The sequence below is a fragment of the Enterococcus sp. 9E7_DIV0242 genome, from assembly GCF_002140975.2.
GTDB lineage: Bacteria > Bacillota > Bacilli > Lactobacillales > Enterococcaceae > Enterococcus_L > Enterococcus_L clewellii.
Genome location: NZ_CP147247.1, coordinates 3,685,511 through 3,702,475, shown reverse-complemented (window position 1 = coordinate 3,702,475; position 16,965 = coordinate 3,685,511). Strand labels below are relative to the sequence as shown.

Genomic DNA, 16,965 nt, shown 5'->3' with positions numbered 1-16,965 from the left:
CATGTTATACTAAATAAAAAAGGAGAATGAACCTATGATTAACATTCTTGAAGAAAACGTGTCAAATGACGTGAATTTCATCCATTTCACAATAGAATCTGAATTAGAAATCACTTTCAGTACTATTGGCGCCTCAATATTCCGAATAAAATTTTCAGATAGATACAATTTTCTTGAAAATGTGACATTGACCCCTGATTCTATGATGAAATGGCTGGAAAACCGAACATATTCTGGTGCAATCGTGGCACCTCTTGCTGGTAGGTATGCTGTTCACGACACGCTATTGGAACAAAATCGTCCACCGCTTCATTTTCACGGTGGAACAGACGGTTATGATAAACGGATTTGGACCTACAAGCTGACGATAGCTGAGAAAGAAGCACAAATTTGCTTTTCACTTTACGATGAACAGACAAAAACCCATATACACGTTCGCTATCTCGTAAATGAGCAGAAGCAGTTATCTATGGAAATCAGTGCTCAGACCGAACAAGAAATCTTCTTCAACCCAACCAACCACCTTTATTTCAATTTGAATGGAGATAGGCAGAAAACAATAGAAAATCATAAGCTATACCTTGCTTCTGACACCTATTATGTAGAAAATAGTGAGAAGCTGATCGTCTCCCCTGTTGAGATTGCTCCCAACAGCACATTGGATTTTTCCCTTTCAAATGGAAAACTGCTGAATGAGTTGTCAGAATTCGGGGGCTTAGATACTACCTTCCAGTTTAATGACAAAAAAGAGGGATTACTTTGGCAACCGGATAACGGTCGAGCCATCCACATCACAACCACATTACCAGCTGTTGTCATTTTTACTTTCAATCAGGAACAGCCATTGTTCGCTCCTGCACCCAAATACGCAGGTATTACATTTGAAACACAATATCCGGCCAACAATCTACCTTTGGTCGCTTTGACAAAAGAATCACCTTATTATGAAAAAACAGTCTATTCCTTTCTACATCTTTGATTTTTTCAAAAAATATCCTCAAGCATAGAAAATAATCGGTAGTTGAGCAAGTAGACATGCATTGTTGGTCAGTTCGTACTATACTTATAGCAAGGACAAAAACGAATGGAGTGAACAACATGTCTGTCTATGATTTTGAAGCAACACTAGAAAATGGTGAAACTTATTCTTTAGATAAATACAAAGGGCACGTAATGATCATTGTCAATACAGCAACAAAGTGTGGGCTGGCTCCACAATTTAAAGAGTTGGAAGAATTGTATGAGAAGTATAAAGATCAAGGCTTAGTCATTTTGGGCTTTCCTTCCAACCAATTCAAACAAGAGGTTGGAAGCAGTGAAGAAGCCGCTGAGTCTTGTCGTTTGACCTATGGCGTCTCTTTTCCTATGCATCAGCTTTGTCAGGTCAATGGCTCAGATACATTACCGTTGTTCAAGTATTTAAAAGATGAAACACGCGGAACTCTTGGCAGCTCGATCAAATGGAACTTTACGAAATTCCTGATTGATAAAAATGGTGAGCCTGCTACTCGCTACGCACCTCAAACAAGCCCACTGAAAATGACAGAAGATATTGAAACACTGCTCAAAGAATGACTAAATAATTTAGAAGCTGGTTTTTACGTCTTAGATCAATTGCGTAAAAATCAGTTTTTTTACACTTTCATTAAATGTTATTTGCTATAATCATTCATAAGAAAGCCATAATCCATTGGAGGAAATAAGCCTTGACGATTCGACAAGCTCTACCAACTGACGCTCAAACCATACAAAAACTCGTGCACAAAACAATTAAAGAAATTTATCCCCATTATTATCCTCAAGGAGCCGTTGCGTTTTTTCTTGTACATCACAGTATTGAAACAATTGCAGCAGATATAGCAGAAAAGCAAGTATATGTAATTGAAAAAGAGGTAATTTGTGGCACAGTGACGCTCAAAGATAATGAGATTGGTCGTTTGTTTGTATTACCTGAATATCAAGGACATGGCTACGGCCGTATTTTACTGGATTTCGCTGAAATGACTATTGCCTCACATAGTCATCAAATCTTCCTCGATGCCTCTCTGCCATCCAAGCGAATTTATTTAAATCGAAACTATCGAGAAGTTGACTCTCACTGTATTTCAGTTAAAAACGGAGACTACCTCTGCTATGATGTGATGGAAAAAACGATACCAGCAGACAAATAAAAACAGCTCACAACTTGAATTTCTTCATTCGTGAGCTGTTCCTATTTTTAAGACTTCAATATCGTCTCAATACCAGTCATTTCTTCCTCTGAAAACATCAGATTATCTAGAGCTTTTAGATTATCTTCAAAGTGATGCAGCTGCGTGGCTCCCACAACAACAGAGGTAATAGCTTTTTGTGCCAACAACCAAGCCAATGCCAGCTGCGACAGAGTTTGTCCTCGTTGTTCTGCCACTTGACGAAGCTGTTCCAAGCGATTTTGTGTTTCTACTCGAGCTGCGCCTGCCAATAATTGCTTATTCGTTCGATGGATTGGAAAATCATCTGGAATATGGCAGCTAAATTTGTCTGTCAATAAACCTTCTGCTAATGGGCCATAAGCAATCCCTCCAACACCGGACTCATCTAATAATGACAGTAATCCTGTATCTCTCGCTTCTCTATTTAGCATGTTATAAGACATTTGATGGATAATGAATGGCGTACGGCGTTCTTTGAACAGACGGATCATTTCTTTGGTTTCTGCTGTATTGTAGTTGGAAATCCCAATATAATAAGCTTTCCCTTGTTTAACGATCAAATCTAAGGCTTCTGCTGTTTCCTCAAATGGTGTATTCGGATCAGGGCGATGGGTATAAAAAATATCTACATAGTCTAGATTCATACGTTTCAAGCTGTTATCTAGGCTAGAAGTGATATATTTTTTCGAGCTCCATTCACCATACGGACCTGGCCCCATCAAAAATCCTGCTTTGGTTGAAATAACCAGTTCATCCCGATAACCAGCCAAATCCTCTGTCATGATTTTTCCGAACACCTTTTCTGAATCGCCAGGTGTCAGACCATAATTATTCGCTAAATCGAAATGAATCACTCCTTGATCAAAAGCAGCGAGAACCAGTTCTCTGGTTTTCTCATGGGTCGAAAGCGCGTGTCCACGCCATAATCCCAAAGAGACAGGCGGAAGTAGGACACCTGATTTCCCGCTTCTTTGATAGTCGATACTGTCATAACGGTGTTCATTTGCTGTAAACATCTCTTCATCCTTTCTAAAAACATTTTGATTCATCTATTATCTCCTGTTATTGATTCTTAGGCAACAACCAAGACAGTTCCCAGCCAACAACGATTGGGAACTGCAACTCTACCTTTTTTTGAGATTTTACTACTAGAACATCCCTGAAAAAGTCAGAGTAGAATTTCTTGTATTTTATAAAAGCATCTCTGCCTGTTGCTTCATCTTTTCAGGAAAATAAGCGTACAGCAGATACCATTCAATCACTCCAGGATAAAATGGTAAATCCAGCAAAGATTTTGCAAAAGCCATACCGGCAACCTCCCCCAAGAGAGAAAAACTACTTTGATGATGGTAAGGTCCCAGCTTCCAAAGCTCCACGCGGTATTGATTGACAAATAGCTCTGGTGTTTGCTCTTGAATATAGTGAAACAGTTCATGGGCAATAACGATTTCCTTCCATCGATCAAATTGCATCTCGGGCAACTTTTGCTCTTTAAAGTAGGCATCTTTTTCTTTTAACTTTTTATTCACCACGATTTGATTCGGTACTTCAAAATAGCCGATAGATGTAAAGCTTTCGTGAATCGTATATTCTTTATACGATACCGTTACACCAAATACTTCGGCAATTTCGCTAGGACGCATTTCCGGAAAATCCTGTCGCAGTTGTTTACCAAGCCGTTCTCCTTCAGCCTGAGCCAGCTGGCAAAGTTTTTCTTGTTTTTCTTCTGACAATCGCCTGCCGATCCGATCTCTATTGCACGCAATAGTAATAAATTGCTGCTCCGTTGTCTGGGCGAGTTTCCTACGATAGGCATCCATTACAGATTATTCCTTGCGCCGACGACGATAACTTCTTCTCTACCTCCGTGCTGCATCAGTTCTGTATCCATTACCATATGAAGCTGAGAAAGCTCAAGCATGCCCGTATAATCGACTACCTTGGCACCGATACAAAGATAGATGTCTGGAGCTAGCTTGATATCACTCTTATATACAGCGAGGTCTTCCCAATACTTGTCGACAACATTACGAATACCGCCGACTGTGGTTTTCACTGCTTCGCCATCGCCCCGTTGGATCTTGATAAATCCTTTTTTATCAATGATCCGCAATTCCTGCTGATCATTTTTCATGGTACCAAAGCAATAGAAAAATTCATTTTCTTCCACTAGATATACCTGTGCTTCTGGCGTCTGCATCGATTTTGCGACTAAGGCTTTAGCTTCTGCTTCATCCACTTTTGCTACTAAATCAGTGGTTTTCACTTCGGTCGATCCTGTTGCAATTGCTCGAACCTTATTGGTCTGTGCATCGATTTCCATCTGTACTTCGATGGTTTCCGGAGAGGCGCCTGATTTTGTAGCGGATTGAATCGCTTCATTTCGGATATCTTCTAAATCCTGCGCATTCGGATTCGGGATTACCCGTTCCACTACGTCCCGAACCATGGCTAACGCAACACCAATGGAAGAAATAACTTCTGCGTGCTTTGCAATGTCATAGCCTAAGCCCATTCGTTTGGCTGTATAAGGCAGTAGAGAGGTTGCTCCGCCGCCACCGCCGACTAAGGAAATCTGACTTCGTTCAACTTTGTGCTTATCTGCAAGGAAGTTGATAACCTTAATTACCACATCAGATGCTTTGTCCATAATCTGTGTTGCTGCTTCCTCAACAGACAGGCTCAGTTCATCAGACAACGCCTTGATTGCTTTATAACTGGCTTCATAGCTTCCGAATGAATAATCTCCTTCTTTTACCAATTTCAAGGCATTGGCCGCACAAGTAACTGTGATTGCAAAGCGTTTCCCATCTGAGCCTTCAATTGCAATATAATCAGACGGATCATTTTCCAACGGTTGCACTCTGATAACTTTTGGATCGATGATTTCTTCTGGCTTGGAGAATGCTGCATATGGCAATTTAGCGATATGGGCAGAACGAGGACCTACCGCTACAACACTCTGGCCATCCGCTCGTACCATGCTTCCGCCGGCTACACCGGAGACATGTACATCCAGTGAGCTAATCAGCGTCTTGTGTCCACCGACCACAGAATAATCGATCATTGGGCGTCCATTTTTGATGACCCCAATGTCTGTACTTGTTCCACCAACCTCAAAGAAAATCGCATTGGATGCCTTCAGATACATCAATGCACCAACTGTCGATGCAGCCGGTCCTGACAGCATGGTCAATACCGGACGTTTACGCATCTCATTGATATCCATTACCCCGCCATCGCCACGCATGATCATCAAGGGAACTTTGATCCCTGCTTGTCGTACACTGTTTTCGGTACTGTCAGCGGTTTCAAACATTTTCGGTAAAATTGAAGCATTGATCACCGCTGTTCGTGTCCGCTTAGATAGTCCGTACATCTTACTGATATCACTCGCTTGAGAAACCTCGATATCCATACTTTTACCGATAGTAGCAATCGCTTCTTCTTCCCGTTTGTTGTCTACACCAAAAGCTTTTGAGGCAACGATCACTTCCGCCCCTTCCCCGACTAGCTCCTCAATTGTTCGCTTCGCCACGGTCTGATCAAATTTTTTCAACGGGATATATTTATTGTGGGTCACGATTTTTCTTTTACCTGTTTCATCTAAAATAATATCCTTGATGACAGACTGTCTCTTCGCTAAAAAACTATTTCCCATACCAATAACACCGGTCACTGCTACGTCTCCTTCTAGCAAAGCATTCGTCGCCTGTGTGGTGCTGTGGGCAATGAACATGACTTCTTCCGGTCCGATATTGTTTTCATTCAAACACTTTTCAAAAGCATGAACCACTCCTGCTGATACACCCAATACATCATCATGGGTCGTTTTCACTGAGCCGATTCCTAAAATTTCAAATGTGTCATTGTCGATTGCAACAGCCTTCGTGTGGGTGCCGCCGACATCTATTCCTACTCGAACTGCTCTGTTCATTCTTCTTCCTCCTTGTGCCTATTCTCGTTCTTGCTTCAATCAATATGCTATATCCGTCGTTCCTTCATTTATCTTTTATGGTTCAGTAATTATTCTCCGCTTTCATTTTTCCAACGGTCTTCCGGCCTTTTTGATTGTCACTCTTCTGCTTGTTTTTTATCAACCAAACATGAAGTAACAGATCATGACATTGATTGCTCCTGCCAGCCAGCCCCATGGAACACCGGTCATCATGAATTCTTTTGCTCCTACTTTAGAGTAGTTAAGCGCCCACAGGTTCCATGATTGCGTTGGACAAGTAGATAGGTTCATTGAAATCGTTGGAATATACATCAGTGGGAAAAGTAATGCTACTGGGAAAACACCCATGCCCATCAGAATCCCAACTGTCGCACTTCCTGCACCAAAAATTGTTAATGGCCCGCGGAACAGCCCGAATGGAATCAAAATGGCAAAAGCAATCGCCAATACCAACGTGCTTGTCGGAATGAAGTCACCGATTACAGCTTGGAAGAATGGTGCAGCAATACCGGAAGCCTTGTTGAACATTGGTAAAATAAACAAGAAGCCTAACAGAGAAGCTACATCGACAACCCCTTCATAAAAGGTACGTGTAATCAATCGAGTACCATCCTTGTAATTTGGTAACTTGCCACAGACAGCCAGTGCGTATAGAGACGCTACGATAAAAGCCGGAATCGGCTGCCAACCGAAGAAGATTGCCAATACTACTGGAATGACAGGTGTGATCAGCGCATAGATGGGCACTTCTTTTGGTTCTTCGATATCCGCTGCAACAGCTGCCCAATTATAGGTGCGTTTCTTTCTTAGTCCGAAAATCAACATCAGAATGACCATTAAGAGCTGAACACCCAACGCTGTGAAGCCAAAACGCAGATAATTCCAATCGTATTGATACTCTGTAAAAATCCCCTGCATTTGCTTGAACAACACGATATTCACATACATTCCGCTACCGACACTCATTAAGTAAGAGGTTACGGCTAACGGCTTGGGTACACCTAGAGACATTAGGATCGGCAACACGATAATACCGATTGCCACAACCGCACCTGCTCCAAAAGTTGACGTGAAGATCAATGTTGTTACTACACAAAGTAGAATCGTTGTGAATAAAGGATTCTCACCACTGAGTTCTACCGTCTTTTTAATCAAGCTTGAAGCGATTTCCGTCTCGATCAGAATTCGACCAAACCAGCTACCGAAGATTACGATAACTGCTGTTGCTCCCCAGCTTTCCGGTCCGCCTTGGAATACATCGACCATCGCCTGATCCCAGGTCAGCTGTCCACCGATAATACTGAAGAATACCCAAATAATTGCCATAACAAAAAATCCGACCATCAAGTTTCCGCCTTTAGCAGCAAAACGAATCAATAGAAAATAGGTAATCAATAAAATAACGCCAATAATAAAGTCCATTTTTTTCGCTCCTTTATTCCATATTTGAATGTTGCTTTTTCGCATCCTCGTTACTTACATGGTCTCGTTTACTAATCATCAAGCAAACATAATCCAGTGTGATATGCAGGGTTTGATCAAACAAGCTACTCAATAACTGAATCGATTGAATCCCACTGCCGGTCTTCGTTGCTCCCGGTATGATGAGTTGTTCTTTCGCAGCTTGAGCCAACGGTGATGTCGGTTCACTGGTAATCCCAACAATATCAATTCCCTTTTTCGTTGCATTCTCCACCAGTTGGACAATGTTTCCTGTCGTCCCTGAACCTGAGATAGCAATAAGCAGATCCCCTTTTTGAATAGAAGGTGTAATCGTTTCGCCAATCACATAGACCGGATACCCAAGGTGCATCAACCGCATCGCAAAGCCTTTTCCTTGTAAGCCACTACGTCCTTCACCTAGAATAAATGTCCGTTTATTTTTTTGAATCTGCTGAATAACTGTTACCAATTGTTTTTCGTTTACCCGACCGATCACTTCATGTATTTCATCTAAAATTTGAGTCATTTCCTTCATACCCGTATCACCTCGATTATTCTTTTCAATGCCATTTCAGGATCATCCGCTTTCGTTACTGCTCCACCGATTATTCCAATTTCCAATGGCGTAGCTTTTAAATCTTTCAAGGATGCTTCCGTCAAGCCCCCAGCCAACGCCAGTCGTTGAATAGTAGGGAATTTTTGTGTAAAACGTTGAAGCTCTGCCACCACATCGTGTTCACCACCGGCATCGCTGGAAAAATGTAACGAGTAGATTGCATTAGGGTAGTGACTGATCTTGGCAATTTTTTCATCTGAACATTCCAGCAAATCGATTAGCATTTCTCTGCCATACTCCTGTGTAACTTCATAACAGCTGTCTAGGGTTGCCACTGCACTTGCACCCATCACAGTTAGAATATCTGCTCCTGCTTCAAAATACTGACGGAACTCATATGCTCCCTCATCAATCGTTTTAATATCTGCCAATAGCTTGGCTGCTCCTTTGTAAGGAAGCAGCTCTCGAACACAAGCTAAGCCATAATCCTTCGTCAAAGAGGTGCCGATTTCTACAATATCAGCGGTATTCAACGTCTCCGTCAGCTCCTTGGCTTTCGCCAGTGGTACGCGATCAATTGCTACTTGAATCTTCATTCTAACCTCCATCTCGACTCGCTCCGCTCATCGAGTCAAATAGTAATGAAAACTGATGCGGATTTCAGTTTATAATGGAACTAGGAGAGGCACACTACAAAGCACGGTGAGGTAAGTTGTAGGAAACCTCCGGTTTAAACCAGTATTCTAACCAGTGTAAGGCCAGGGCATTCAAGCACAAATGAGTGGAACGTTAGAGTCCGCACACTAATCATTGTTTTAACAACTTCTGTTAAATGCTGCCCCGGCCAGTCACTGCCTCTCCGCTACTTATAGAAAGGGGCGAAGAATCATGAAAGTCGTTTATCCCGTTTGTTGTGGTATTGATGTGCACAAAAGCTTTTTAATAGCTACCGTCATCACCACGAAAGCTGGCGAATTAACGCCGCATTATCAGAAAAAACGATTTTCAACTTTTAACAACCAGATTCTGGCATTGAAAGACTGGCTGTTAGAATGCAAGTGCTACGATGTTTGTATGGAAAGTACCGGTAAGTACTGGGTCCCCGTTTCCAATTTGCTTGAAGACGTGATGAACGTCACGATTGCGAACCCCAAATGGGTTCGTGCAGTAAAAGGAAACAAAGATGATAAGAAGGACTCCAAATGGATTGCCGAACTATTCCGTATGGGATTGGTAAGAGGCAGTTTTATCCCTGAAAAAGATGTTCGAGTCTTGCGTGAGTTTACTCGTTATCGGACCCGATTAGTCAGTCATCGTTCTAGCGAGAAAAATCGACTTCAAAATGCCTTTACCGTTGGTAATGTTGCCATGGACTCTGTAGTTTCTGACATGTTTGGTGTCAGCTCTAAGAGAGTCCGAGATTATTTGATTTCAAGTAAAGCGTTTGATCCGAATCATGTGCTCGACTTGCTTCATGGAAGCATGAAGCCTAAAGGACAGGAGCTCATCCAATCAATTGAAGGTTACTCTTTTACAAATGAACAGATTATTCGAATTCAACTGATTGAAGAACACAAAACTTACCTTGATCACTCGATTAGCTTCCTTGATTACCTATTGGACCAAATGGTTGAACCCTACGAACCAGCTATTCAACTACTAGAGACGATTCCAGGGATTCGTCGCCAATCAGCTATCCAAATTATTTCTGAAATTGGCATTGATATGTCTCAGTTCTCACAGTCAAAAAGATTATGTTGCTGGGCAGGACTTTCTCCTAGTAGTAATGAATCTGCTGGTAAAAAGAAATCTGTCCGCATCTCTCGAGCTGGCGTTTATTTAAAACCAACACTTGTCCAGTGTGCTCACGCTGCGGTAAAAGCGAAAGAGAAGCATCCCTATTACCGTTTAAAATATGAGCGTATTTATAAACGACGAGGTAAAAAGCGCGCGATCATCGCAATCGCTCGGATGATGCTTACAGCTATTTACCATATGCTTTCGACTGGAGAAGTTTGGAATCCGACTGACTTGTATAAGATTGACATGCCAGACAATCTTATTCAAAAGCAGAAAGATAAAGCTCTTAAACAAGCAACCAAACTACTCATTTCAGAAGGTTTATTACCAGATGATTTTGTTAGAAAAGACTTAGCACCACTCATCTAAATAACTTTTTTATCGTCGGACCTGTCGTTTTTGACGTTTATTTGGTGTGCGCTTTATTTATTGGACTGCTTCTTATCCTAGATGGATTAGTTTTCACACTATCCCTCCATTTGTTTTATATCCGTCAATAAATGCAGCCAGCTTTTCCCGTGTTGGGAGGTTCTCATTATCACTAATGTGACTGACTTGAATCGCGCCAATCGCATTCGCTCGTGTCAAAATATCCTCCATCGGAAGCTGTTCCAACAGCCCAGTGATCACACCAACTGCAAAGCCGTCTCCTGCTCCAACAGTATCTACTACTTGAGCCAGCTTAAAGCCATACCTGTTTTGTTCAAAAATACGACCGTCTTCCTGTATACACTTTGCATAAGCACCGTTCGATCCTGCCTTAACGATGACACCCTTCGCACCTCTGTCCAAGTAAAAATCGGCAATCTCTTCTTTTTCAGCATAGCCTGTCAGGATAAAGCCTTCGCCAATTCCCGGGAGCACATAATCCGCGTGGGAAGCGATTTCATTTATTCGCTCGACCATAAATTTCTGACTCGCCCAAAGTGTTGGTCGTAAATTAGGATCGAAGGTAATTAAGGTTTCCTGCTCTTTAGCTTTCTTGATCAAGGCTTTAATCAATTCATAGGTTGTATCATTCAATGCCATAAAAATACCCGTTACATGAAAAATATCCACATCTGAAAAATCAATTTTTTCTACTAGCTCTTTTCCTAAATGCGATGCGGCAGACCCTTTTCTAAAATAAACGACTTCCGGATCATTCTTCGCTACCTTATTCTTTAGCTGAAAGCCTGTCGGAAATTCTGCCGTCGTCTGAACAAATGAAGTACCGATTCCTTCCTGCTCCAGATATTCTTGGATGTATTCCCCAAATGGATCTTTGCCTAGCTGGGTAATATACTCCACCTCATGTCCCAGTCGGACCGCTCCCACTGATACATTGACCTCTGCGCCTGCCGTAAACATCTGAAAATCCCGGACATCTTTGAGCTTGCCAGCTGTTTTAGCAACGAACATCGCCATTGGTTCGCCAATCATTACGATTTTTCCCACTTACTTTCCCTCCTCTGTCACTCGCTCGATTTCTTTTTCTATTTCAGACAATTTCATTGGATATTCAAGTACCACAGTTTTCTGACCTCTTACAAATAGTGGCCAGTCCGCTTTTCCTAAGTCTAAAAGGACCGCTTGCTTTTGCTCATTCATATTTTTCAAATGGATCACATCGATCGCTTGCTTCAACTGCTGATACGCATTCTCCGGAGATTCATCCATTACTAACCAGTTCCCTACATCAAAGGTATAACCAATAGGTAGGTCAGCCTCTTGAATCTCACGTAACGCCTGTTGCGTTGCTGCAAAGGTCCCATTCTCAAGTGTCTGATCGTTTTCAATCGTCACTCGAATGCCGGCTTTATCCAATGCTGCTTTCAACGTTGATCCATCTGCTAACGAGATACTTGCTACGTCTCCTGTATTTACTTTCATCGATTCTCCGTTAAAAGCTTGCAGCTCCTTAATCCAAATCGAAAAATCAGGATTGATACCTTCTGCTAAAAAGAGCGATTCAGGTACAGAGTACATCATGACCCAGCTATTTTTTTGTGCCAGCTCAGCAATTACTTTCAACTCTTCTTCTCTTTTTTCACGAACGGTTGAAAGCATCTCTCTTCTGATTTCGACGCCCTTGATTGGAAGTTGCAGTGCCGCCAATTGTTTTAAAAATTCTATTTGAGTCATTGCCTCTTCTTTTACGATCGTGTTAATAAAAATCTCAGTCATTTATTGCCCTCCATTTCTAATCTATCCCCTTTTTGGAAACCGGTTTCCAAAAGGACTAAAAAGAAGCTCTTATAAAGAACCTCTAATATGTAATTGTGATGGAATCTCGATTTGCTCCTCGATTTGCTCACCTGCAATGATTTCATACAATATTTCGGCAGAACGCTTTCCAATTTTTAGTGAATCTTGATGGATCGTTGTGATTCCCGGCGTAATCAATTCTGCCCAAAACCAATCGTCATATCCGCAAACACCACATTGCTCAGGGAATTGGATATTTTCCTTTTGAAGCGTGGCAATCACTTCGTAGAGTGCATTCCCGTTTGCCGCAAAGAAGGCCATTTTTTTATCCAATGTGTGCTGCTGTAGATAGTTTGCTACTCGCTGTTCGTTTTTTCGAATTTCAACGATCTCTATTTCCATCCCATGTTCCATAGCTTTATGCTTCATTGCTTCATATCGTTCAAGCCGAACACTTAGATTGTCCAGTGGTTCCGTTACATGAACAATTTTTTCATACCCTTTTTCAGCAATCAACTCACCTAACTGTTTCGTAATGCCATAGTTATTGGAACGGACAGTCGTCCATTTGAAGGTATTCAGCGAACGATCTAGTAATACCACAGGGATATTGGTTTCTGTTAAAAGAGAAAAGCTTTCCAGCTGCGTCGCTACTGGTTGGAGTAGGATGCCTTCCACATTTTGATCTAAAAGCTGAACCAAGGCTCGTTGTTCTTCCTCCAGTGAATTATCTGTACTCATGATGATCATCTGATAGCCCTTGTCCAGACAAACTTCTTGCACTGCCTTGATGAGATAAGAGGAATAAAGATTTTCTATATCTGCTACAATGATACCGATCAAGGAACTCTTTTTGGATTTCAACTGCTGCGCTTGCTTGCTTGGACGATAGTCCAGTTCAGCAATGACCAGCTCGATTTTCTTTTTTGTTTTTTCAGACATATGATTGTACTTGCCATTCAAATATCTGGAAATCGTTGCTTTCGACACACCCGCTTGGGCCGCAACATCTGAAATCGTAATATTTTCTTTCACTTGCATTCACTCCTTGGGTACCGGTTTCCTTAATTCCATAGTAAGCGTTTTCTAAAATAAAATCAACTACTTTTTTCTATAAAACAATTAAATAACTATTATTTTGGGAAAACGGTTTCTATTACCGTTCTGTTTTGCTTATTCTTTAATTACTTTATTCGCTCTAATTTCCAATCTTTGGTCGTACTTCACTATCATCGTAAATCCAAACTTTATAAATAACTCTTAATTATCCTGAATATCTCTATAACAAAGTTTTTTTGTATTTCTTTTATCATGGACGCTTAATCAGTTCAGATTGTTTATATCTTGCAATAGATACAGAAACAGAGCAAACTTTCCGTGTAAAGTTTGCTCTGTTTGCTTATACTACCGGCGGAGCATCCACAAAAATCATCGCAGCTATACCGACTGTCTTACCTGAATCATCCAGGACTTTCCAAATACTCCCTTTAGATATTTCAAATAAATTCCCCTGATGATCCACTCTGGTTCCTTTATAGTTATCAGAAATCCCAGTTTTTTCTACGTCTCGCAACATTTGTTTGCGATCTTCCTGATTTGCAGTAGGCGCGCTTTTTCTTGAAGGAGTCGTTAAAAACTCAGACAAGGTATAACCGAAAATATCCTGTGCCTTTTGATTGGCATAAATAAAGGTCGGATCTTCTTTGGTATTTTGAACTAGCAATCCAAAAGGTGCTTGCTCATCCAGCCAGACATACCTTTGCTTTTCTTGACTGGGAACAGGAAATTGTCTTCCTTTCGTCCAATGTTCATAAGACTGTTCAAGCAGTTCAAGCAATTTATACCGCTCATTTTTATCCATACGATGCCCTCCTTTTATAAATTACGAACCCGTGGATTTTGACCTAAAATTTGTTCTGGATCTACTGGTATATTGACAAGAATAGAGCGCGTTTCATTTTTTTCTATTTCTGACAAGATTTCATCAAAATTACTTAAATCCGTCGCGACAGAATAACTCAACCAGCCAGATGCCTCTGCTACTTTGCAATAATCGAGGCCATTTAAATCATCATGGTAACGCTCAGGTTTGACATCGGGAAGAATTTTAGGCAGACCTTGAGAAACAATGGAGTAATTTTGGTTATTAATTAAAAATAAAACAATGCCTAAATTTTTAGCTTCTTCTAAACTTCCTCCATAAAGTCTAAAACAACCATCTCCACTGAATAAATAGACGCGTTTATCTGGTGCACCCAGTTTTGCACCTACTGCAACGCCATAGGCTCCACCCATTGCAGACCCTCTGTAGAAGGAAAAATAAGTAATATTTTCATTAGGTCTTTGGGTCACATATTGATAGTCTTTATAAACAAGACAGACATCGCTAATAATCAAACTATCTGGTTGCCACCAATCGTAAAGGCGTTTGTAGACTTTTTCCATATCGGCGAAACCTTTTCGAGGCGGTAGGATATCTCGATCGTTCAGGTTTTCAGGAGCTTTTGGGCAAGCAACAGTTGCGTAATGACCTTCATTAATAAGCGACTGCAATACTTCAGTTATCGGCGCACTGATCTGATACACATTATGAGCCACGCCATGTTGAAAGCTCCCGCGAATCTGACCATAGGCATTAGGGATATTATTTATGAAAAAAACATCGTTAGCTTTTATTTTCTTAAGGTCTGTTGTGTATTCATCAGGTGAAGCTCCAACACAAAGTACTACGTCTTCCTCACTAATAGAAGACCATAAATCCAGAGCTCGATCATTTCCACCAAAAGAAATATACCCGTACCCATAGGGATTATCGGCTTCCACACAATTCCCACCATTCATACTCCAAACTGCAGCTGCCTTCAACTCCTTACAAACTGCTGTTGTGAGTTTACGAATACCAACATCATGTATCCCTTCTTCTCCAACAAGCAAAATCACTCGTTTTCCATCAGTTTTTTCCTTAAACTGCTTTAAAAAGACTTTTATCTCTTCTATATCATCTGGTTCTTCGAAAGTAGTCGTTTGTACGGCTTCATAGTTGGGTAACATCATCGTCTCATTATCCAATAAAAAGACGACTGGCTTTCGAGACATCAAGACTTGCTCCGCATTCTTTAGTTGTTCTTTAAAGTTAAAGACATTATCTAAAAGAAAAACCTGTTCCGGAAACTCTGCTCGCAATTGCTGAACAATGTTACTCCCATAAATAGAGGTATCTTGTAAAGCCTCGTCTTCTGCATGAGAAATGTTTGATACAGGAAACAAATAAACCGAAGGAATATCATGGAGTTTCCCATCACTAAGACCACAGGCTAATAACTTAGTAGCGGCTCCTGTTGTCGCTACAGCAGCAGAAACCTGACCCGTCGCAAGATAATATCCTAAAGGGGTGAAACCGGCGGCATATTCACTGAGAGTAAAGAACGCAGGCGAATCGCTGTTCTCGCTCCCTTTATAAGGGCCCAAATATTTTAAGAAATGAATCACACCTCCGCCAGTAACCCCTGAATACAAATTAATTTTCAGTGAAGAAAGAAAATCACTTAATGCTTTAAACCCATCTGTTTTAGGACTCTTCATGTATCTTCTTCCTTTCTATTTTCATTCCACAGCTAATTGAGTAAAGAATAAAAAAATAAACCTATTTTCATGGTAAAAGACATCTGTTTCAGCTTATCCATTTCATTCCCGCCGATAATTTGGATCATATTTATCCGTCTCAATATAGATATATACTTTTTTATCCTCAAGCACCCGCCGTATTTCCCGTTCGATGCTATTCACAACATCATAAGCGACATCTTCATAGATATCCTCCACATCGATTTTGGCAGCCACCAGAATTTCTGAAGGACTTAGATGAACCGTTTTGATATCGATCAAGCGATCCACTTCATTACGAACAAAAGCTTGTCTGATTTTTACTAGATCACTGGCGGTCACACTCTCTCCAATGATCAAGCTGTAAAATTCTTTGGCTAGAAAAATCGCCGCAAACATTAATAGCAGCCCAATCAAAAGACCACTGATCGCATCAAATGCAGCTATTCCAGTAACCATCGTCAGAATGGTTCCAATAAGAGCTACAAGCAACCCAATGACTGCACAAAAATCCTCTGTGAAAATAATCAATATCTCACTATGGCGACTTTCACGCAGAAATCTAAGTAAGGAAAGCTTCTCTGTGTTCAATACCCGAATTTCCTTCACAGCGATTCTCAAAGAGCTTCCTTCAACGATCATCCCGAAAACCAAGATTCCAATGACCAACCATGGATTTTCTACATCATGGGAAGGATGCAACAACTTTTGAAACGCCTCCATCACACCTAACGCGCCACCACCAAAAAACAACATGGTCGCAACAATCGTACTAAAAAAATACTTCGCGCGCCCTTCTCCGAACTGATGAAGCTCACTTTGACCACGTCCGGCTCGCTTATTGCCGAATAACAGCAAAATCTGATTACTGCAATCGACGACACTGTGGATACTTTCGTTAAGCATCGCTGCACTTCCGCTAAACGCATAGCCGATAAACTTGCTGATAGCCACTAGAATGTTTGCCCCTAATGCAGCGAGAACCGCAAACATCCCATTTGATTGATGTTCTGTCATAACCTGACCACCCTTCTCTTCAATCGAATTATAGCACCGGAAAAAAATTTTGAGAAAGCATACACACTCCTCTCTCTTACACGAATCTGTTTGTCCTTCAAAATTAAAAAGCTGAATACACTGACTCAGCCAGGCCGTTACACTAGGAGTTCCACTTTGGGTTGATTGCATTATATTTCCTTTCTATAGTATCCATGAGTCGTCGGCAA

The 16,965-nt window shown here is 41.1% G+C and carries 16 protein-coding genes; 4 read left to right on the top strand and 12 right to left on the bottom strand.

Annotation, left to right across the window (positions count from 1 at the left end):
• Window positions 1–34 precede the first annotated feature (34 nt).
• From A5888_RS17380 to A5888_RS17370, 3 genes are all read left to right on the top strand, one after another.
• Window positions 35–979 (top strand): hypothetical protein, encoded by a 945-nt coding sequence (locus A5888_RS17380; RefSeq protein WP_086350761.1) that lies wholly within the window; start codon window positions 35–37, stop codon window positions 977–979.
• A 119-nt stretch (window positions 980–1,098) separates the two neighbouring features.
• Window positions 1,099–1,575 carry a glutathione peroxidase gene (locus tag A5888_RS17375; RefSeq protein ID WP_086350760.1) on the top strand — a complete coding sequence of 159 codons (477 nt, stop codon included), beginning with the start codon at window positions 1,099–1,101 and terminating at the stop codon, window positions 1,573–1,575.
• 131 nt (window positions 1,576–1,706) lie between these two features.
• A complete protein-coding gene (locus tag A5888_RS17370) occupies window positions 1,707–2,171 on the top strand; it encodes a GNAT family N-acetyltransferase (RefSeq protein ID WP_086350759.1) in 465 nt (154 codons plus the stop codon).
• Between the two features lie 47 nt (window positions 2,172–2,218).
• On the opposite strand, the gene A5888_RS17365 is transcribed toward A5888_RS17370, so the two are convergent.
• From A5888_RS17365 to A5888_RS17340, 6 genes are all read right to left on the bottom strand, one after another.
• A complete protein-coding gene (locus tag A5888_RS17365; protein ID WP_283160603.1) occupies window positions 2,219–3,241 on the bottom strand; it encodes an aldo/keto reductase in 1,023 nt (340 codons plus the stop codon).
• A gap of 141 nt (window positions 3,242–3,382) precedes the next feature.
• Window positions 3,383–4,012: a hypothetical protein gene (locus tag A5888_RS17360; protein ID WP_086350758.1), complete on the bottom strand. Its 630-nt coding sequence runs from the start codon at window positions 4,010–4,012 to the stop codon at window positions 3,383–3,385.
• On the bottom strand, window positions 4,012–6,129 hold the full coding sequence (locus A5888_RS17355) for a hydantoinase/oxoprolinase family protein (protein ID WP_086350757.1): 2,118 nt from the start codon (window positions 6,127–6,129) through the stop codon (window positions 4,012–4,014). Before A5888_RS17355 ends, A5888_RS17360 begins: the two co-directional genes overlap by 1 nt.
• A gap of 159 nt (window positions 6,130–6,288) precedes the next feature.
• The gene (locus A5888_RS17350) at window positions 6,289–7,572 is read right to left on the bottom strand and encodes a citrate transporter (protein WP_086350756.1); all 1,284 of its coding nucleotides are present in this window, start codon (window positions 7,570–7,572) and stop codon (window positions 6,289–6,291) included.
• A 13-nt stretch (window positions 7,573–7,585) separates the two neighbouring features.
• Entirely contained in the window at window positions 7,586–8,128 is a 543-nt protein-coding gene (hxlB, locus tag A5888_RS17345) for a 6-phospho-3-hexuloisomerase (protein ID WP_086350755.1), read from the bottom strand.
• Window positions 8,125–8,745, bottom strand: coding sequence for an orotidine 5'-phosphate decarboxylase / HUMPS family protein (locus A5888_RS17340; protein ID WP_086350754.1), 621 nt, complete (start codon window positions 8,743–8,745; stop codon window positions 8,125–8,127). Before A5888_RS17340 ends, hxlB begins: the two co-directional genes overlap by 4 nt.
• 292 nt (window positions 8,746–9,037) lie before the next feature.
• Between A5888_RS17340 and A5888_RS17335 the strand changes: the two genes are divergently transcribed.
• Complete coding sequence (locus tag A5888_RS17335; protein ID WP_086349540.1) at window positions 9,038–10,318, top strand: IS110 family transposase; 1,281 nt, start codon at window positions 9,038–9,040, stop codon at window positions 10,316–10,318.
• 93 nt (window positions 10,319–10,411) lie between these two features.
• Here A5888_RS17335 and A5888_RS17330 read toward each other — a convergent pair whose 3' ends face one another.
• The 6 genes from A5888_RS17330 to A5888_RS17305 all read right to left on the bottom strand — a co-directional run bounded on the left by A5888_RS17330 (window position 10,412) and on the right by A5888_RS17305 (window position 16,756).
• Complete coding sequence (locus tag A5888_RS17330) at window positions 10,412–11,386, bottom strand: sugar kinase (protein WP_086350753.1); 975 nt, start codon at window positions 11,384–11,386, stop codon at window positions 10,412–10,414.
• The gene (locus tag A5888_RS17325) at window positions 11,387–12,115 is read right to left on the bottom strand and encodes a sugar phosphate isomerase/epimerase family protein (protein WP_086350752.1); all 729 of its coding nucleotides are present in this window, start codon (window positions 12,113–12,115) and stop codon (window positions 11,387–11,389) included.
• A gap of 69 nt (window positions 12,116–12,184) precedes the next feature.
• The gene (locus A5888_RS17320; RefSeq protein WP_170924885.1) at window positions 12,185–13,171 is read right to left on the bottom strand and encodes a LacI family DNA-binding transcriptional regulator; all 987 of its coding nucleotides are present in this window, start codon (window positions 13,169–13,171) and stop codon (window positions 12,185–12,187) included.
• A gap of 364 nt (window positions 13,172–13,535) precedes the next feature.
• Window positions 13,536–13,997, bottom strand: a complete 462-nt coding sequence (locus A5888_RS17315) for an MEKHLA domain-containing protein (protein ID WP_339101752.1) — start codon at window positions 13,995–13,997, stop codon at window positions 13,536–13,538.
• Window positions 13,998–14,011: 14 nt separating this feature from the next.
• The gene (locus A5888_RS17310; protein ID WP_086350749.1) at window positions 14,012–15,718 is read right to left on the bottom strand and encodes a thiamine pyrophosphate-dependent enzyme; all 1,707 of its coding nucleotides are present in this window, start codon (window positions 15,716–15,718) and stop codon (window positions 14,012–14,014) included.
• A gap of 102 nt (window positions 15,719–15,820) precedes the next feature.
• Window positions 15,821–16,756, bottom strand: a complete 936-nt coding sequence (locus tag A5888_RS17305; RefSeq protein WP_086350794.1) for a cation diffusion facilitator family transporter — start codon at window positions 16,754–16,756, stop codon at window positions 15,821–15,823.
• Window positions 16,757–16,965 lie beyond the last annotated feature (209 nt).